The following is a 17,788-nucleotide window of genomic DNA, read 5'->3' on the forward strand; positions in this document are numbered from 1 at the left end:
TCATTGATTTAAATAAATTTCTACAAAGGGGTTGACGCCTGTCCGAACCATCCATAGAATGCGCGCCACTTGCAGCGTAAAGCACACAGCGAAACGCGGCAGGGAGTGAAAGCAGGCAGTAATGCCAGCAGCGTGTCCCCTTCGTCTAGTGGCCTAGGACACCGCCCTTTCACGGCGGTAACAGGGGTTCGAGTCCCCTAGGGGACGCCAAATTGCGGGAATAGCTCAGTTGGTAGAGCACGACCTTGCCAAGGTCGGGGTCGCGAGTTCGAGTCTCGTTTCCCGCTCCAGTTTCTCCGGCAGCGCTTAATGGCGGGGCAGGAAAAGAAAATCCAGGCTGAATCGTGAGGTTCAAACCTGGTGCACTGAAAAGTGTCGTGTGTCCCCTTCGTCTAGTGGCCTAGGACACCGCCCTTTCACGGCGGTAACAGGGGTTCGAGTCCCCTAGGGGACGCCATTTGCGGGAATAGCTCAGTTGGTAGAGCACGACCTTGCCAAGGTCGGGGTCGCGAGTTCGAGTCTCGTTTCCCGCTCCAGTTCAATACTGTGGCGTCTATGCGGTGCAGTGGTGGTGAAGGTCTTCAAGGCTCTTCACGCCGATAGTGGTACAGCTTCACAATGCGGGAATAGCTCAGTTGGTAGAGCACGACCTTGCCAAGGTCGGGGTCGCGAGTTCGAGTCTCGTTTCCCGCTCCAAATCGAAGAACGAAGAAAGGGACGCAAGTCCCTTTCTTCGTTTTCGCCTTTCTGAAATTGGCCTGCCAAGGCGCCCTGTCGCAAGGCGCCTGTGTTTTGCTCACTTGTAGCTGATTGTGAATTTCAACGAGGCCTTCGCCAGGCCAGCCTTCACCTTCTCCTTGGGTTCGAGCTGGAAGTAGCGTGCCTTGAAGTCCAGCAGGGTTTCGCCGACATTCAGTCGTTTCACCCCGACGGCTTTCTGCAGCGGCAGTGGCCGCCCGTCACCGTGCATGATCTGAACACCGAAGCCGTCTGCCGTGGAACCCGTGCCCAGGCTGAAGACCCCCTGATCGGCGTCTACCACCGATGAGCCGTTGGTGCCGTCCAGTTCGATATGGGCGAAGGCCGTGGGCGCGGTACTGTCGTCATCGCAGTCGCTGAGGCGGATGTTGAACGCCACCTCGGTGCCCACTGGCCCAGGGCCGGTAAAATCAGCGAGCGTGTGGTCTGCAAACCTGACCGGGTCGGCGCTGACTGGGTTGCCCAGCAACTTGCATTGCGCTTGCCTGATCTTGCCACGTACGCTGAAGTCCATGACCTTGCCTTTGTCATTTGTAAGCCCGTGGAACAATTCTCTGTTCAGGTCGTATTCGCCTGCAGGTATCGGGCCGGTCTTGATCAGTTGCAAGGTGCCTCTGAAGTTGGCCACTCTCGCAGCGAATCCTGTATCCGTGCGCATGGTGCCCTTGTAAGGAATGGTCAGTTTGTTGTCGTCGGGTGTGAACGAATTGTTCGCCGTACCCGTGAAGGGTGGGCCCACGGTGACGATGGCACCGATACCGTCGATGTTGGTGCGTAGCACTCTGTCGGCAAAACGCTGACCCTGAACAGGCACACCCAAGGCCATGGCCGTTGAGGCGGGCATGCTGAAGGTCGTAGGGGGCGAGGCCTCATAAAAACAGTTCAGTGCCGCCCTCGAGTCGTTCGGAACATTCAATCGGATGCTGGCAATCTCGCTCCCGATTGGGGCGTCCCGTGGTACCCAGCGGGTGCCCACGTCAAGATTGAAGCTCATGTAGGTAGCGCCCGTTTCCCAATCGCATCTGGCCTGTGCCTCGCTGCAGAGCAGCCCCAATGCCAAGGCGCAGGCAGCGGTGACGGCAGGGCGCGGTGCCGTGCATCGAAATGTGCTCATGAGGTGTGTTCCTGGTGATTCATGTCGGTTTGGGTTGAAGACGGTGCATGCCGGGGTTGGCACGTTAATGTTTTCAGGCGGTAGCCATTGACCTGGGGAATTTCGCCGGGGTTGACCGTCACCTGGCATTCGCGGGTGGCTTGGTCTGCCCACCGCGCTTGCAATTGCTGGAGCCCCGGTACATCGCTGGCGACCAGCGCCTGGCCGGCCTGGCCGACCACCGCCAAGACATTGCCCTGGGCATCGCTTATCTGTGTGCCGAATGGCAATGGGCGGCCGTCCGCCTGCTGCAGGGTCAGGACCATGCGCATCACCTGGCGGCTGGCGAAGCTGGCTTTGACGATGGCGCCCCGGCGTGGCACAACCTGTTGCGTGGCATTGTCGATGATGGTCTCCGGCGAAAGCTCGTCGGTATCCAGCAACAGCGAATTCAGCCGGTAAGGGCGCAGGTTCGATGCCAGCAGGTAGCCCTGGCGGTTGGCCTGGCTCGAAGGCGTGTTTGCCAGGGTGATGCCGGCAACGTCAGGCACGTGCACCAGGGCGCCGGTCTCGCCCATGTAGGGGCCCAATACGATGCCAGAACCGTGGGCCAGCAGAGCACCGCTGGCGTTGAGCGACACACTGCGGTAGTCGGCACCCTGGGTGTAGCCGCCCCCGTAGCTGACGTTGGTCCCTTGATGGGCCAGGGACAGTGCGCCGCTGGTGTTGTTTTGCTGGTCGTTGCTCAGCGATACCTGGTAGCCGAGCTGGTTGTTCATCATCCCGCCGCTGAGGCTGGCACGCTCGCTGTAGCGGCCGTCATAGCGTTGCAGGTCGAAACTGGCGGTATGGCGGCGGCCAAAATCCAGGGGCAGCGACAGGCTCAGGCCGAACATGCGGTTATCGCCGGTGTTGTCGGTCAGGGCCTGGGAGGCGAACAGGTTGATGCTCACGTCACGCCAGCGCGTGTTGTACTGCACCTGGTACTGACGGCGTTGGGCAGTGCTGCCCCAGTAATCATCCTGCGAGAACGTAAGGCTCAGCGAGCCATTGCCGACATTCTGGTAGACCGAAGCTTCCAGTCGGCTGCGGCGGTTGCCCAGGTAATGCGCGGACTGGTTGCGTTCCCGGACGGCCTCGACAAAATCGCGGTAGCCTTCGGTCGAATAACGATAGCCGGCGAAGCGCAGATTGGTACCGGTTGCGAAGCTCTTGCCATAACGCGTGGTAAAGCTCTGCCCTTGCACCTGGCCTTTCAGGCTGCCGAGGTTGGTGTTTGCGTGGGTGACGTCGAACGACAGCGCACCCAGATCGGCGAAGTCACGGGCGACACCCAAGGCGCCGGCGCGGTAGTAATCGCTGGTGAACACACCGCCATACAGCGTGCTGTCCCAGACCCCGCCCCGGGCCAGCGTGCCCTCCCAGAACCGTGGCCGGTCCAGCTCCTCGGCCCCGTTGTAGCGACCCACGGTTGCGCTGTAGCGCCATACACCCTCGCGCAGCAGGTTGCCCAGTGACGAATAGGGTTGGGTGAAACGGCGTACCTGCCCATCGGCTTCTGTAAGAATCACCTCCAGTTCACCATGGCTGGCACCGACACTGAGGTCATCGATGGCGTATGGCCCGGGTGCCACGTAGGTGGAGTAGATCGGGTAGCCGTTGTGCAGCACCTCCAGTTTCGCGCGGGTCTGGGCTACCCCGCGGATAACCGGGGCGTACTGTTGTTCGGTGTCGGAGTACATGTCCAGGTCCGAAGCCAGCCGTGCGCCGACGAAGGGCACGCTGCGAAACACGTCGTCGCCAGTGGAGGTTTCGCCCAGGGTGATGTTGGCCCGCAGCCCCGGCACATCGCTTTGCGCATAAGTGTCGCTGTGGCGACTGTCGAATTGGCCATCGGTGCTGTCACGAAGCGCCTGGGTGCTGCGCAGGCGCCAGCCGGCGACATTGATGCCGCTGTTCAGGTACAGGTCCTGGCTGCTGCGGCGGCGGCCGCTGTCGCTGCTGTAGTGCTGTGCCGATGCCTGGTAGTTGACGAACGCGGCAGTGATGCCGGCATCCCAGCGCGCTTCGGGTACTGACCCTGCGGTGTGTCGGCGCATGGCGATCTGGGGGATGGACAATGCCAGGTGCAGGCGTTGCGGGTCGAAGTCGGCCTGCGCCTCGGGCACCAGGGTGGCCAGGTCCAGGCAGGTGTCGTCGGTGGGCAATGGCGTATCGAGGGCTTCTTCGCGCAGGTCGAAGGCGCGCAGCAGCTCGCCGGTCAGGCAGGCCTGCAGGCCCTGCCCGTCGTTATTGTGAATGTCGATCTCGCGCGTGTAGGGCGTGGTGTCATTGACCACGACCTGCACGCGGTAGCGCCCGGCTGCCAGAGGGGTTTGCTCGGCCAGCGCTTGCAGGGCAAAGGCACCGGCCTCGCTGGCCTGGCCTGCGGCTTGGTGCATGAACTCGGCCTGGAAGCGCGGCGTAGCGGCGAAGGTTGGCGTGATCGACAGCAGTAGTAATGAACTGCCCACCAACGCGGGCAGTGGAGGTGTCAAGGCAGGCCTGCGGCAGTGAAGCATGGGCATGGAAGGTCCCTATGGCACCCTTGGCTCCGGGGCTGAGGCAGGAGCTGGGGCTTGGCTGTATGCAGAAAGCGGCATGCATCAGGGGAGGCTGACGGCGCCGGGTTCGGGACAGACAGGGTAGGGAGGGAGGTCTGAGGTGGATGTAGGAACAGTCTTGCGCGCTGCAGAGAGATATGGACAGGGAAGGGGTGGTGACTCCCGGCGAATATTGCTGCCGGGAGCGCCGTCTGGTTGAAAACCTATGCGTCTTGGAGTGTGAGGGCGGTAAAGCGTGTCGGGTCGGGTTTGAGGATCAAGGCCAAGGCCGGACCGTCGGTTTATTTACGTAAACGGGCGTCCTTACATATCGATAGTCTCCTTGACTACCAGAATTAGACGTTGACAAAGATGACGCGGATACCGGTGCAGATGAAGGCGGTGTTTGCAGCACCGGGGTGTTTCCGGACGATAAGTTACCCATCTCTATGGCCTCATTGTAAGATGGCGGTGCTACTGTTTCGTAAGATGGAGGTGGAAGTCTTGCATTCAAACGAGCTGCCAGTGAACGGTTGTGCGCTGCTGAAAGACGGCTCTGCATGTTTGATGCGTGGTTTGTCGCCATAGGATTGTGGTTCGCTTGAGGAGGGTAGGATAGCCGGCTTGGGAAACTTGAGGGTCCAGAACGATATAGTCGAGGTCTGGCCAGGCCCCCGAAAGTAATCGCAACGCCGATGAGGCTAATTACCATGCCAGCATAATAGAGTGCGTCGGAAACCTTAGGTTTTTCCTTTGCAAGTTTTGCTCCCGCGATTTGCACGCCCAAGCCGATACCTTGTACAGCTATACCGACCCAGGCTATGGGAGATATGGCTGCCAAAGGGATACGCGATTTTGTGGCGATGACCATTCCAATTAGTATGGCAGCAGAAAAAACAACTACAAGCCACTTCAACTCGGTCTTCGTGGCCCCTGTCTCCTCTTCGTACTCAGCCACGCCACTGTCAGCGAGCGGCTGAGCCTTATGCCCGGTAGGGTCCCCCCACTTGACCGGGTTGCCCAGGGCATACAGGTAGGGGTTGATCCCGACCTCTTCCGGTGGCATCGAGTCGGGACTGTTGAAGCCGTGTTCCGGAGTGTAGGCGCGGTAACCGCTGCCCAGCAGGTAGCAGCCCGTGGCCTCCTCGCGAAGCTCGCCGTTGAATGCCAGCAGGCAGTGCATGCCGTTGTCGTCCTGGCGTTCGCCATAGGCGGTGTAGCTGGCGGGGCGGGTGCCTTCGGCGTCCACCTCGGTGACGATGCTGCCGGCATTGTCGGTCAGCAGCAGCAGCGGGTCGGTGGGGGCGTCCGAGCGCTGCACCGCCAGGGCATGGGTGTCACCCAGCAGGTACTGGGTCAGCAGGCTGCCTTCCCGGGTGGCCTCCAGCCGATGGTCCTGGTATCGCCGCTGCACCTTGCGGGCCTCGTCACCGTGCACGCTGGCCAGCAACTGGTCATGGCCGTCGTACAGGTAACGCACCCGTTCACTGCCGTCGGTCTCGCGCACACGCTCCAGGCGGCCTCGCAGGTCGTACTCCAGCGGGCGCCCTTGCTCGTCGTTGAGCCTGTTGCCGCGCAAGTCATAGGTGAAGGCTTGTGTGGCCGGGTAGTCTTCGAGCAGGGTGTGGGCCACCTTGGTCAACTGGAAGCTGTCGTCGTTTGCATAGCTGAATTTCGCGGTGTCCTCGCTGCCATCGGCAAACCGCGTCAGGCAGCGCTCGAGGTTGTCCATGGCATCGAAGGCGTAGGTCTTGCCGCGGATGGCGCGGCCCTTGGCGTTGCGCGGCAAGGCCTGCCAGCGTTCGCTCGTCTTGCCCTCTTTGCCCTCTTTGCCCCAGTCGCCCAGGTAATCCTGGATCACCAGGCGGTTGAGTGCGTCATATTCGAACATTTCCTGGCGCAGGCATTCGTGTTCGCCCGCATCGGTGAGGTTGTAGAGGGTGCGTGACTTCAACGTGGTGCCGTCCAGCCATTGCAGCTCCAGCATTTGCGTCTGGTCGGGGGTTTGCAGCGTGCGCCGGTGCTCACGGCCCAGGTCGTCGTAGGTCTGGGTGGTGCGTACATAGCGGTTTTCCGGGTCGCGGGTGTCACGGGTGGTAAGGGTGTGCAGCCGGCCCATGCTGTCGTAGGCGAGCACGGCCTGCAGGTGGCCCTGGGTGACGCTGGTCAGCCGCGCCAGTGGGTCATGCTCGTACAGGCAGGCGTCGCCGTCGCTGTGCTTGCGATAGAGCAGGCGGCCTTGCAGGGAGTGACGGTTGTCGATGGTGTACTGCTGCGCATCGGTGCCGTTCCATTCTTCCCGGGCCAGGTACCCCTGGTCGGTGTAGGCGTAGACGCGGGCCCCCTGCTCGTTGCCGGCGCTGACCACTTCGGCACTGCTGGGGCGGTAGGCGAACGTGGCTTCGTTGGCGGCCTGTGGCCCTTGCGCGTGTTCCAGGGTGGTGCTGATCAGGGTGGGCTCGGGGGTCAGTGCCGGCTTGTAGTCGTAGCGCTCGACCTGTTTGGGCTTGTCTTTGTGGGCCGGGTCGGTGTTGCTGAAGGTGCGGGTGTCCACCAGGTCGGTCTGGCCGCGGTACTGGTAGGTTTCCACACGCGGGCCAACCGTTACGCTGGTCAGGCGTTCGAGCCCGTCGAAGCTGCGTTTGCACACCGGTCGCGGTGCTGCGCCGCTGTACGCGCGGATTTCCAGCAGGGTGGTGAGTTCTGCGGTACTGCGTTCGTCAAAGGTGCGCGTCAGCACGCTGCCATTGGGGCGCACGGTTTCGAAGTGGCGTTTCCAGGCGTCATACCGGTATTCGGTGACGCGCGGCTTGATGTTGTGCTCGGGCGCGAAGCTCAGGGTTTCCTTCACGGCCTGGCCCAGGCCATCGTAGAGGTAGTCGGTGCGGTCGACTTCCACCGGCTTGGCGCCTGCTTCGGCGTCGACGGGCAGGTGCAGGTTGTATTCGTAGACCGGTTTGTCGAAGCGGTTGTACTCCACCACGCGGTGGTTCTGCCTGATGCCCGGCTGGTCGCGGCTTTCCTGCCACTGCTCGATGTGGTTGCCGTCGGTGCCGAAGGGCGAGAACAGGGTGACGAGCTTGACCCCATCCGTTCTTTGCTCCTCGCATCGATTCCCCCAGGCGTCGTAGCGGTAGTGCGAGGTCAGCGCGATGACCTGCTCGTCGGCGTTGTCGCTGCCGGGCGCGGCGGGCACGTAGTCGAACCGGATCTCGCTGTCGACACGGCCGCGGGTGTCGTAGGTTTTTTCCCAGACCTTGCGGGTGATCCGGGTGCTGGACTGCGGGTCGTCCAGCGCGACCAGGGTGCGCTCTTCGCGCACCGGGCGGTTGAGCCCGTCATGGTAGGTGCGGGTGACCACCTTGTTGACGTCGGTGGTCTCGGCATACCACAGGGTGCGCTGGTTTTCCGTGGCCCGGCCATAGCGATAGGTGCGGCTGGCGGTGTCGGTGTCGCCGGGCGCCACGGTCTCGATGCTCGGCCGGTTGACGATGTCGTAGCCGTAGCGGGTTTGCACGCCGTTGGTGTCTTGCGTTTCGACGGGTTGGTCGCGCAAGGCACTGTGCAGGCTGCTGAGGGTTCTTTCCAGCGTGCCGCCATGGGGCTTGAAGGTGGTGGTGGTGCGCACCCGGGTCGGCTTGCCGTTGTCATCGTTGCTCTGCTGATGGCGCCATTCGGTGCGCGACCAGGTCTTGCCCAGCTCGGTGGTCTTGAAGTCGATGCGCCCATGCAGGAACGCATTGGCGGGCATGTTCAGGTGGGTGATGTCCTCGCGGCGCAGCAGTTTTTCGCCGCCGTCGACGACTTCCAGCTCCTGCACGCTGTCGACCACCAGCCAGCCGTCGGTGGCCAGCCAGCTGTCGGCCTGCCGGGGTGCCTGCGCGGTGGCCAGCCTGGGCAGCGAGCGGTAGGTGTAGCGTGTGCGCAGGACCTTGGCCGGTTCGCCCTCGGCCGGGTAGACGGTGAGGCTCTTGAGGTTGCGCTTGAAGCCATCGGGGTCGGGCGGGCACCCCTTGGCGCCACTGGCGGGGTAGAACTCGCGCAGCATGATCATGCCGTTGGCGAGGGTTTCCCGCACAAGGTTGCCGTCGGTGTCGTAATCGGTTTCGACCCATTCCTTGCGGTGCAACTGGGTGTCTCGCTGGGTCCAGGTCTTGGTCATCTTTTTCGGCAACTGCACCCGCACGTCCTGGGACTCGAAGCTGCCCGCCTTGTCGTGGTACTCGGTGCTGACGGTGAGGATGCAGCCGGCTTCGTCGGTGACCTGCTCGGTCATCAGGTGGAAGCGGTTGAAGGTGTACCTGACGGTTTTCGACACCTTGTCATCCAGGTAGTGGCTGACCGTGGTGTGGTAGTTGTAGCTGTTGCCGACGAAGCGGTAGAGCTGGTCGCGGTTGGACTCCTTGTCCCAGACCAGGCCGGATGCGCCGTTGCCCAGGAAGTTTTCGCCGCTGTACTGGTAGGTGGTCTTGATCGCGTGGGCTTCGTCCAGCGGGTCGGGGATTTCCAGGTGCTCGATCACATGGGGCAGGTACTCGTCGATGCCGGGGTACTGGTGGCCGCGTTCCTTGTAGCGGATGCGCTCTTCGCCGCCGAAGGGCCGGGTGAGCCGCTGCAGGAAAGGCATGCCGGCCATGCGGTCGTAGTGGAACGTCCAGTCGAGCTGGTCGCTGGCGGGCATCATCAGGGAGCGCAACTCTTCACCGTCGAACTTCAGGGTGAACTGCTGGTGGGCTTCAGTGCCGGGGTGCACGTGCAATTGCACCTGGCTGTTGCCTTCGAATTCGAGGGTGAGCAGCGATTGATCGAAATCGTCCGTGATGGACAGCAGCCGGCCGAGGTCGTCGTAGCGCAAGTTGATGCCGAGGCCGGCGAGGGTCTCGACCCGTGTCGGCAGGAATATCGAGTCATCGGCGCGGAGGGGCTCGAGGATTTCGCGCAGGTGGTGGGTGTGTGTGACGAGGAAGCGCGGGGCATCGTGGCTGCCGATGTGCTCGAAGGTGAAGGCCTTGAACTTCTGCTCGTGGATCACGGCCGGTTGGCCAGGGCCCTGGTCGGAGACGGCGAAGCTTTCGCCGGTGTACAGGCTGAGCCTATGGGTGCTCAGGTCGTAGCGGCTGAACTTGAAGTCCCAGCCGATGCCGTAGCCGGCGTTGAAGGTGTTCAGCGGGTTGAAGGTCAGGTCCACGGGCAGCTTGGGGCCTTGCAGGAAGTTGGCATTGAGCGGTGGCACTTCCAGGGTGAAGCCGTACAGCCCGGTACGCACATCAACGCTGCCATGGGTGTAGCTGGCGAAGTTGGTTGCGTTGCTTTGCAGGGTCATGGTTGTTCTCCATGGACGGGCGCAGCGACAGGAGCGGTTGCATTGGGCTCTCGACGTGGGGCTGAAACCTTGACGATTATTTCGCCGAGTGTGTCTCTGTCTGCAGCATTTTCAGATTTGTCGACGACCAGAATGCCGAGCGCGGTGCGTACGAAGCTGTTCTTTGCGTTGCGAGTGACATACTGATCAATGTCGTTCTTTTCCAGCGATGAAGGCGAATGGGTGGTTTTGAACGTCACCCACCATTTCGGTTTACCGTCCACCCGATCTTTCGATTCCCAGGTAATGGTGGCGGCCGAGGGAATGCCGATCATATGGATCTGCCGTGCTTTAAAGCCGTCTAGCGAAAAGCGAACAGTCTGGTCACTGCCTTCGGCAGGAACTTCGTATGCTCGGTGGTCATCATTCGTGGTGTAAACCGTAATGGTTCCAGCGGTCTTGGCTGTGTCGGGCTGTGTCGGATTCATGGGGCAGTCCTTTCAGGGCTTTTAAATTGACAGGCGCGCCTGTTGCAGGTGCAGAGTAGAAAATCTGGCGTGCGCCGACACCTGGCAAATTTGATAGGTGGATGCACGAGGCCTATGCCTGCGGATGCTGTCCGCGGCGCGAGCACCTGTTATTTCTGCTAGTTGTGAGGCTGGAACATAGCCTCTATAACTTCCTCGCATTCGATTGATTTGACCGCTGCTGCAGGCAGTTGGTCAGCCCGGGTGCGAGAGCGAGGAAGCAGTTATGAGTAAAAAGCTTGACGGGCTGGAAGAGCCTTTCATCCGTTTGCGAAATGACAGGAAAGAGATCGATCTTGAGAAGTTGGGTACGGACAAACTGGAAACTGTCATCAAGTACGACGGCATGGACACGACACATGTAGTTTCTACCGATTGGTGGGGCGTAAACGCTTCCGGCGAGTCTTTTGATGACAAGGGTGACCATTTCCCTTCGGAGGATGACGTAAAGAATGGGCTTAAGGTATTCATCAGAAATGATATTGTTAAGGCGGCCAAAGACGGCGAGTCACTTTATTCCTATACCGTGGACACCGGGACCGAGATCCTGAAGTCACGTCGGGTGTTCTCTTTCATTGGGCTAAGGGCAGCGGAAAATCCCGAGGGCTTGCCTGTCGCTCTCGCGCTTGAATCGCACAAACTGTACATACAACCCGATGATCTGGATGCGGCAGGGGTGACATTTGTCGTGCCTTCTTATCAAACGCAGACAATAGGTGACATCATCAAGTTCACCTTGATGGGGTTCGATGAGGATGGCAATCCGCAAACGCCTATCACCGATCAATTGGAGGTGACTAAAGAGCATCTGGATAACAAGGCCCTGACCTTCACCGTCGGCAAGAATGTGTTTCGGTTTATCGACCCAGGTCGTGCTGAGGTCGATTATGAAATTGATTTCGTTAATGGGAAAACAGCCAAGTCACCCAAGCAGATATTCGAAATCGACTCTGGCGCACCCTTGCCTGGTTACTTGCCTGAACCCATTATCGAAGGCCATGTTCCGGGTGACGAACTGCACCCTGAACACTTCAGGAATGGTTTGACGATCGTCGTGAAGGGTTACCCCGACATGGCGATCGCGGATCGGGTCACGTTGAGCTGGCGTAGCCCTGTGCGCGATTTCCTGCAGACCATTCGCGTGGATGCCAGTACTGAAGTCGTAGGTGATGTCTCTTTTCATATCCCGTTCGATTACCTGGCCGAGAACCAGGGAGCGACCGTCAGGCTTTCCTACCATTATGGTCGTGAAGGCGCCGGGCAGCGTTCACTCGAGCTGTCGGTCAAGATAGGCATCATGCGCGTACTGTCTGCACCGGACGTCATCAAGGCAACCCCGGACGCAAAGGACCGCGGCACACTGGATGCCAACGATGGGCTCAGCGGGGTTTGGGTGAAACTCCCGGACGGCGTGCTGTTGTCGGGCGAACGGGCGGAAGTCGAATGGCGCGGCTGGCCTGAGTACGGCGAGTACATCGCCAAAACGCCTGATGTCGACAATCCGCTTCGCTTCCACATCCCGGCCGAATACGTGCCAGCGAACATGGGCCGGGGCCCGATCGATGAGGGCCGGCGTTTTGAAGTGGTGTACCAGGTATACGGCGATGGCGACCCGAGCGAGTCCGATCCCTATCACCTGCGTATCACACCCGTGCCGATAGGTGAATATCCGCAAATTGCAATTGTGAATCCGTCGATGGCTGGCGGTAACTTGTACTTGTCAGAAGTGCCCGAAGAGGGCGCCGATCTTGAATTGGATAATTGGGCATTTGCTCGCAAAGGCGATTTGATCGAGTTGTCAATAACCGGCGTGACACCGCCTGAAAATCCGGGCGAAGCAGATGGCGAGCTGAAAGAGATTATCCGTGACGCGTCTGAGCCTGTTACCGGGGAGGAGGCAGAAAATGGTATCAAGGCAAAGTTAAACAAGCAAAAAATATTGGAAAGGCTGAAATTCGAAACGCGCTTTACGTTGCATGTACGGTTGAGTCTTGACGGCGGGGCCCATTACATCAATTTGAAGAGTTTGGCGCCTACTTTGCAACCTTGAGTTGATTTATTCATGCCCAGTCGGGTCCAGGGTCAGCTTGAGCCTGAAGGCCTGCACTGGGTGTTCATTATCGGAGGATACAATAATGGCGCGACCCACGAGAGCACAGTTTCGTAAGTATATGGATCAGGGCCCATGCACGTTTGGATGGCATGCAGTGTTGATTTTGGACCGCTGGAGAACCAATGCGATACTGGCGCAGGAACATCTGGAATTTCTCATCGGCGGAGAATGGCTGCCTTTGATCAGTCTGAAAACCGACGTTGAGAATGGTGCTTGGCGTGAAATAGAGAACATGCAGTTGGATCGACCTGTTCTTTCCTTCGCAAACGCTGATCTTGCAACGTCAAAGGCCCGTTTGAGCATGAATGTGCTGGGTGGTCTTATCAAAGAGTATCGGCAATCTCCCGGTAGTGCTCAGCCGGAATTGATCAACTACTCCTTTATGGACCCCTTGACCGCACCCACGGTCCGCATGGATATATGGCTCAAGGAAACCGGTGACGGTTTGGTCAGTGAAGAGGGGGTTGTAATACTCGATCTATCGAATGGTATGGGATACACATTCGAGGCCACCGGCTGGGAAGAGATGAACCAGAAGCTGGGAGCGGCGATTCATAAATATTTTAAAGAAAAATGGCCGAAAGACAAGCAGGTATGGGAACTGAACGTTCTCAAACCTGTTGAGGGTGAGCTCAATCCTGCCAGGTTCCGGGTGCGCACGCACCCGCTGAAGGGGGCGAAGGAACTAAGTCAGGTCAGTGAGGAGGAAGTCCCTGAAGGGGCAATTTACGTGGGTATTTCTTTTTCGCCCTCCGTAGTTGGTAACTTCCCGGACAATAATAGCGATATTCCTTACTATCTGTTCGAACCTAGGGATTCTAGTGACGCCCCCTACTCGATGGGTATCATGTTGTCCAATGAAGCTTGGGTGCAGCAGGTCTTGGTAAAGCGAATCACGGCGATGCCGGAGTTTTCGGGGCTTGAGTACAAGCTGGAGCCTGATGTATCAGGTTTTTATCGGGAGATGACGTTTGATGCCTCTATTTTTAATATTCCCACCGAGGACATCGACTATGGACAGGAACCAGGCTATACGGAAGGAGGGTGGACTTACAGTTATCAGTATCATTCGGGGCTTAGTTTTAATGATGTAAAAATTTATATCAAATTTAGCAATGGTAAGATTTCAATGGGTGTTGCGGTTGACACCCCTGTGCATTTTGAATGTACCTTTCTCAGTTGGGGTAGTGTGTGGACTACAGCTGATCGCCCAGGCAGAGTAAAAATAAACTTCAAAAAAGATTATCCAGTCAAGCTTCTGGAGAATGGTTCGTTGAGAGTTGAAGCTGGGGCCGTTGTAGAAGAGGCGGACATTACAACGGATGTTGAGAGTGGCTTCAATATGGGTGCAGAATACTATGTGCTGACAAAATGTAAAAACGCGTTCATTGACCCTATCCGGGCTACGTTCAGAAGTATGACCAGCGCTTTGGATAAAGCGGGTATAGAGGTGGATGTATTCCGCCTCAATGGTCTGATTTTCAGAAGCGAGGATGTTGCCACGCCTCGTGATGGCGAGTTCGCCGATGATTTCGCGCTGATGGGAGATCTGACCCCGAAATACGCTTTGGCATTGACTCCATTTGAAAAAACGATTGTATCAGGTGACACCTTCAAGTATGACGATTTGCCAGAAGACCTCGGCGAAGTGGTTTGGACGCTCAGGGCATTACCGAATGAGTCGTCCGAGAAACTTGGCACGATTGTAAAAGGGCTTTACACCCCACCATCGGCGAGTGAGATCGAGGGTGCCTACAAGCGAGTGATTGTTACGGCTACTGCTGGAGATAAACAGAGCAGCGCATTGGTGACCGTCGTGCCGGCAAGCATTTCCATATATCCATATTTCTTGGTTGCGCAGTTTGACCCGGATAAAGAAGACGTGCCGACCCCACGCTATCTTCTGGTAGGTGGTGACATCAAGAACGATCTGACCTGGTCCATGGCCGCCGGCAGCAAGGGTTCCCAACGTGAGCCCATGGATGGCGACGGTCTGGATATTCCCGAGGGCAAGAACGTACGCGTTTATCTGTCCCCCAAAAGGGCGCCGGGGGAGCCTGGCGAGGTGGAGGCGCTTGTTCATCTGGACCGGGTGGAGGTTTCGGCCGGTGGGCTGAAACAGAGCATCGATATCATCTTACCTTGGAGTACCGCGTCTGGTTCTATCAAGGCCGTACAGGCTGAACACGGAGGCAAAAGTATCGTTAAGCTGGAACTCTGGTACTTCGATGCCGAGTATGGTGAGGAAGTTTCACTTGAACCTGCGGAAACAAAATGGGCCGTGCTGCGGGGAGAAGGCACCATCGATTCCAGTACGGGTTATTATGAAATACAAGACTCCGAGGGCCCTTATATTATTGTTGCGTCCCGAGAAAGGGTTAATGCACGTAACCCTATCTGGTCATACTCGGTCATAGTGTTGACCAACACCGCCAAGCGCGCCATTGCCGTTGAATCTAATGAGGGGAGGTCTGATCATGGCCGTTAATACTAAATCAGCATTGCTCTCTGAACTTGGCAAGGGGCCGATGAATTACGATTGGGGAGCGGTCCTTGCGCTTGGGCGTGATACGCTCACGGCATTACTGCAGAACACGTTTTCTGACCGCTTGAGCCAAAACGATTTCATTCCTCCCATTGCTGGGTCTTATTATCTTGATGAGCGTCGATATGACCAGTTGATTTTCGAAGGCCTGATGTTCGGCCCGCCGTCCTTGTCCTTTGAACAAGCCTCAGGCCAGACCAACAAGGTCGTTGTGCAGATGGAGCTGATTGCAGGCCGATGCGAGAACTGGTCGGTGGCTCCAGGTACGGTGAAACACCTGCGTAGGATTCATCGGCTGGTACCAGGCCTCGGCCAGCGGCTGGAGTTCTCGGCCAATCTGGTGATATTGCCGGTGGAGGCGCCGGGCGAGAGACAACTCCAGTTCGCACTCGATTTAGGCAGTGCAACGAATCCGAGCTGTAAGCTTTCGTCGGAAGCGGCAGAGCCGATGGGGGAATTCATGCTAAAGCAGCTGATGGCTCAATCAGCGTTCAAACAGCCGTTTGTGTTCTTGACCTCAATGCCGCACTTCAAGGATGCCTTCAGCATTGTTGATATTACCCCTATTACCCAAAGGGCTCCGGAGGGTGCTGGCACCGGAAGTTCACCAGAGAGTGATGGGGCCGCCCTGTTCCTGATGCAAATGTCGGGTACAAGGGAAAGAGGCTTTATCCCTGGTGCGATGCCGTACCTGTTGCCGCGCAAGGTCGACAGCGTGGCTGAAAACGTGGGCGCTGCTTTGCTGGTTAGCAAGCTCAGGGCCCAGATTGCAACGGAGCAAAGCCGCCGGATCTGCTCGCAACTTGTTCTGCCTGGCGGGCAGACCCTGGATGTCTCCGAAGAGTATCGCCCTTACGACCTGATCGGTTTTGGTGATCTGAAGGCAAATGCCAGGATGGCTTGGCTTTCACCGGGCCTGAGCAGCATCGCAGCGGGCGAGCGTGTCACGTTCACGACCAACGGCGCCCAGATGTATGACTGGCAGGCGCGGGACATCTCTTTCCCCCGAGCTGCAGGGTCAGCTACCGACAAGGCCTACCAAGCCAGGCCCGTCGAGGAGAGTGGCAGCGCTCAGCGTGTAACGGTAGTGACGGCCAAGGTGTCGGGGGAGGCTGATGCTGCAGCGCGGTCAGCGTTGGTGATCGAGTCTGTGGAACCGCTGACGATTTCACCGCGCGTGACCACCTGGTATCCCAACTATTCGGACGAGATTGTCCTGCGTGCAACTGGCGGCAGCGGCCTCAATTGGAAATTGCTGGGGACTGAGTTCGGTACCATCGCGTATGACCGCAATGACCCTCGGGAAGCAACCTTCAAGCCAACAAGGTTGGATAAGCCACCCTTCGTCCGTGTGCAGCGTCTCGAAGTCAGCGAAGGCGACAAAACGGGCCATGCCACCATCGTACTGTTTGGGGTTGGCCATGTGCTCGACGTCGAGCCGTACCCTGTCCCGCGCATAGTGCCGGGCGCTATCCAGAGGTTCCGCCTGCCGGGGGATGCACCAGCTGATTGGCGCGTGTTTGGTCCCGGCGAAATCAGTGCTACAGGGGATTACACAGCACCGGCTTCAACCGACGAGGAAGCGAGTGTCGTCGTGGCATTTGACGGGCCTTCCGCCGGCGCGGTCATCATCGAGCACCAAACCCCTGCTCCGGCACAAGCGTTGGCGCTGAGCGAACGGTGGAAAACCCTCAAAGAGTTCAGCCTGCGGCTCAACAATAACAGTAGAAACCAAGTGTACGCCAACAGGCTTGGGCAGGTTGGCATAGATGTTATTCTGCAAACCCAGTCGTTCAATGACGACTATGGCAACGAGGTGTGGGACCCGGTGGATGAAACGGAGCTCAATACACTGGTACTCCTGGATGAGGCTAACAACCCGGTGCCTTACTTGACGGGAGATCAACTAGGTATTCCGGAAGACAGCCCGAACAAGTGGATGTTCACCAGGCGGCGTCAGGACAGGTATGACTATATCCCAATCAAGCCTGGACATGAGGTGGAGCCCAAGGACGAAGGCGTGGAGCGCATTCCGGGGGAAGATGAAGGTAGACGTGTCGTCACGTTCTATGTGCACTCACGCGTCGCGGAAACGGCGTATTTCAGGGCGAGATTCCAGGCGCATACCAAGAAAACGCATTACTCGATCGATACTACGGTAGGTTTCGGTGAAATTCAGTTGGAGGGCATCAAGCCACTCGAAACAAGCCTGGAGCTGTTCAGTTTTCCAGAACTGGGCAAGCGCGTGGCGAGTGGCCCCGGTGAGGACATCAAAGACGATCGCTTCAATTATTACCACTCGACCACCGATTACTGGGAGTTGACCGGTAGAGGGATTCACTTCGTCGATGTCAAATTTGACACCTATTCGATGATCAAGTGGGAGTCGGAGCAACTCGATGAGACCTTTGTCAGTTTTACTGGCTGCGCGTTCAAACCATGGCGGCCTGATGATACAGCGGAGATACCACCAGGCGTGAATTACCAGGCTGAACTGCAACTGCTGGCTGCGGAGCCAACTGTCAACTTCAAGGGGCTTGATTATGACTTCAAAGGCCAGGAGGAGGTGACATCCGGTGCGCTGCTGTTTAGCTTGGAGCGCACTTCGAACCTGATCTATTGGGACGACTACCACGGTACTGAATACCGCAAGGTGTTGCAGGACGCCGTGAAGTTTACCGTAACGGACAATTACGGCAATCAACACAAGCTCAGGCTTCTGTTTTCAGGTTATGTAGACCCGCGAAATTACCTTGAGCTGAAAATGCAATAGTTACCCGTTGGCGCAAGCAGGTCTGCTGGTTTGCTTGTTCAGCGTGGCGCGGGCAGAGGGGCTGCATGGCAGCCCCTTTTTTATTGCGCAGGCA

At 58.3% G+C, this 17,788-nt stretch carries 7 protein-coding genes and 5 tRNA genes; 8 read left to right on the plus strand and 4 right to left on the minus strand.

What is annotated here, in order from left to right:
• The first annotated feature begins 134 nt into the window (after window positions 1–134).
• From ACK1U9_RS20330 to ACK1U9_RS20350, 5 genes are all read left to right on the plus strand, one after another.
• A tRNA-Glu gene (locus ACK1U9_RS20330) sits at window positions 135–210 on the plus strand.
• Between the two features lie 4 nt (window positions 211–214).
• Window positions 215–290: transfer RNA gene (locus ACK1U9_RS20335), tRNA-Gly, on the plus strand.
• Window positions 291–381: 91 nt separating this feature from the next.
• Window positions 382–457, plus strand: a tRNA-Glu gene (locus tag ACK1U9_RS20340).
• Window positions 458–460: 3 nt separating this feature from the next.
• Window positions 461–536: transfer RNA gene (locus ACK1U9_RS20345), tRNA-Gly, on the plus strand.
• 84 nt (window positions 537–620) lie between these two features.
• A tRNA-Gly gene (locus ACK1U9_RS20350) sits at window positions 621–696 on the plus strand.
• Between the two features lie 100 nt (window positions 697–796).
• Here ACK1U9_RS20350 and ACK1U9_RS20355 read toward each other — a convergent pair.
• The 4 genes from ACK1U9_RS20355 to ACK1U9_RS20370 form a co-directional block, all read right to left on the minus strand.
• Window positions 797–1,873, minus strand: a complete 1,077-nt coding sequence (locus tag ACK1U9_RS20355) for a fimbrial protein (protein ID WP_108480077.1) — start codon at window positions 1,871–1,873, stop codon at window positions 797–799.
• The gene (locus ACK1U9_RS20360; protein ID WP_375136298.1) at window positions 1,870–4,413 is read right to left on the minus strand and encodes a fimbria/pilus outer membrane usher protein; all 2,544 of its coding nucleotides are present in this window, start codon (window positions 4,411–4,413) and stop codon (window positions 1,870–1,872) included. Before ACK1U9_RS20360 ends, ACK1U9_RS20355 begins: the two co-directional genes overlap by 4 nt.
• Window positions 4,414–4,711: 298 nt before the next feature.
• On the minus strand, window positions 4,712–9,757 hold the full coding sequence (locus ACK1U9_RS20365; RefSeq protein ID WP_449110144.1) for an RHS repeat domain-containing protein: 5,046 nt from the start codon (window positions 9,755–9,757) through the stop codon (window positions 4,712–4,714).
• Window positions 9,754–10,224 carry a hypothetical protein gene (locus ACK1U9_RS20370; RefSeq protein WP_108480080.1) on the minus strand — a complete coding sequence of 157 codons (471 nt, stop codon included), beginning with the start codon at window positions 10,222–10,224 and terminating at the stop codon, window positions 9,754–9,756. Before ACK1U9_RS20370 ends, ACK1U9_RS20365 begins: the two co-directional genes overlap by 4 nt.
• A 265-nt stretch (window positions 10,225–10,489) precedes the next feature.
• On the opposite strand from ACK1U9_RS20370, the gene ACK1U9_RS20375 reads away from it, so the two are divergent.
• The 3 genes from ACK1U9_RS20375 (at window position 10,490) to ACK1U9_RS20385 (ending at window position 17,694) form a co-directional block, all read left to right on the plus strand.
• Window positions 10,490–12,313 (plus strand): hypothetical protein, encoded by a 1,824-nt coding sequence (locus ACK1U9_RS20375; protein ID WP_108480081.1) that lies wholly within the window; start codon window positions 10,490–10,492, stop codon window positions 12,311–12,313.
• Between the two features lie 157 nt (window positions 12,314–12,470).
• Window positions 12,471–14,864, plus strand: coding sequence for a hypothetical protein (locus tag ACK1U9_RS20380; protein WP_146190363.1), 2,394 nt, complete (start codon window positions 12,471–12,473; stop codon window positions 14,862–14,864).
• Entirely contained in the window at window positions 14,854–17,694 is a 2,841-nt protein-coding gene (locus tag ACK1U9_RS20385; RefSeq protein WP_108480083.1) for a hypothetical protein, read from the plus strand. The genes ACK1U9_RS20380 and ACK1U9_RS20385 overlap by 11 nt, the downstream gene beginning before the upstream one ends.
• Window positions 17,695–17,788 lie beyond the last annotated feature (94 nt).

Source organism: Pseudomonas sp. XP1 (assembly GCF_053557675.1).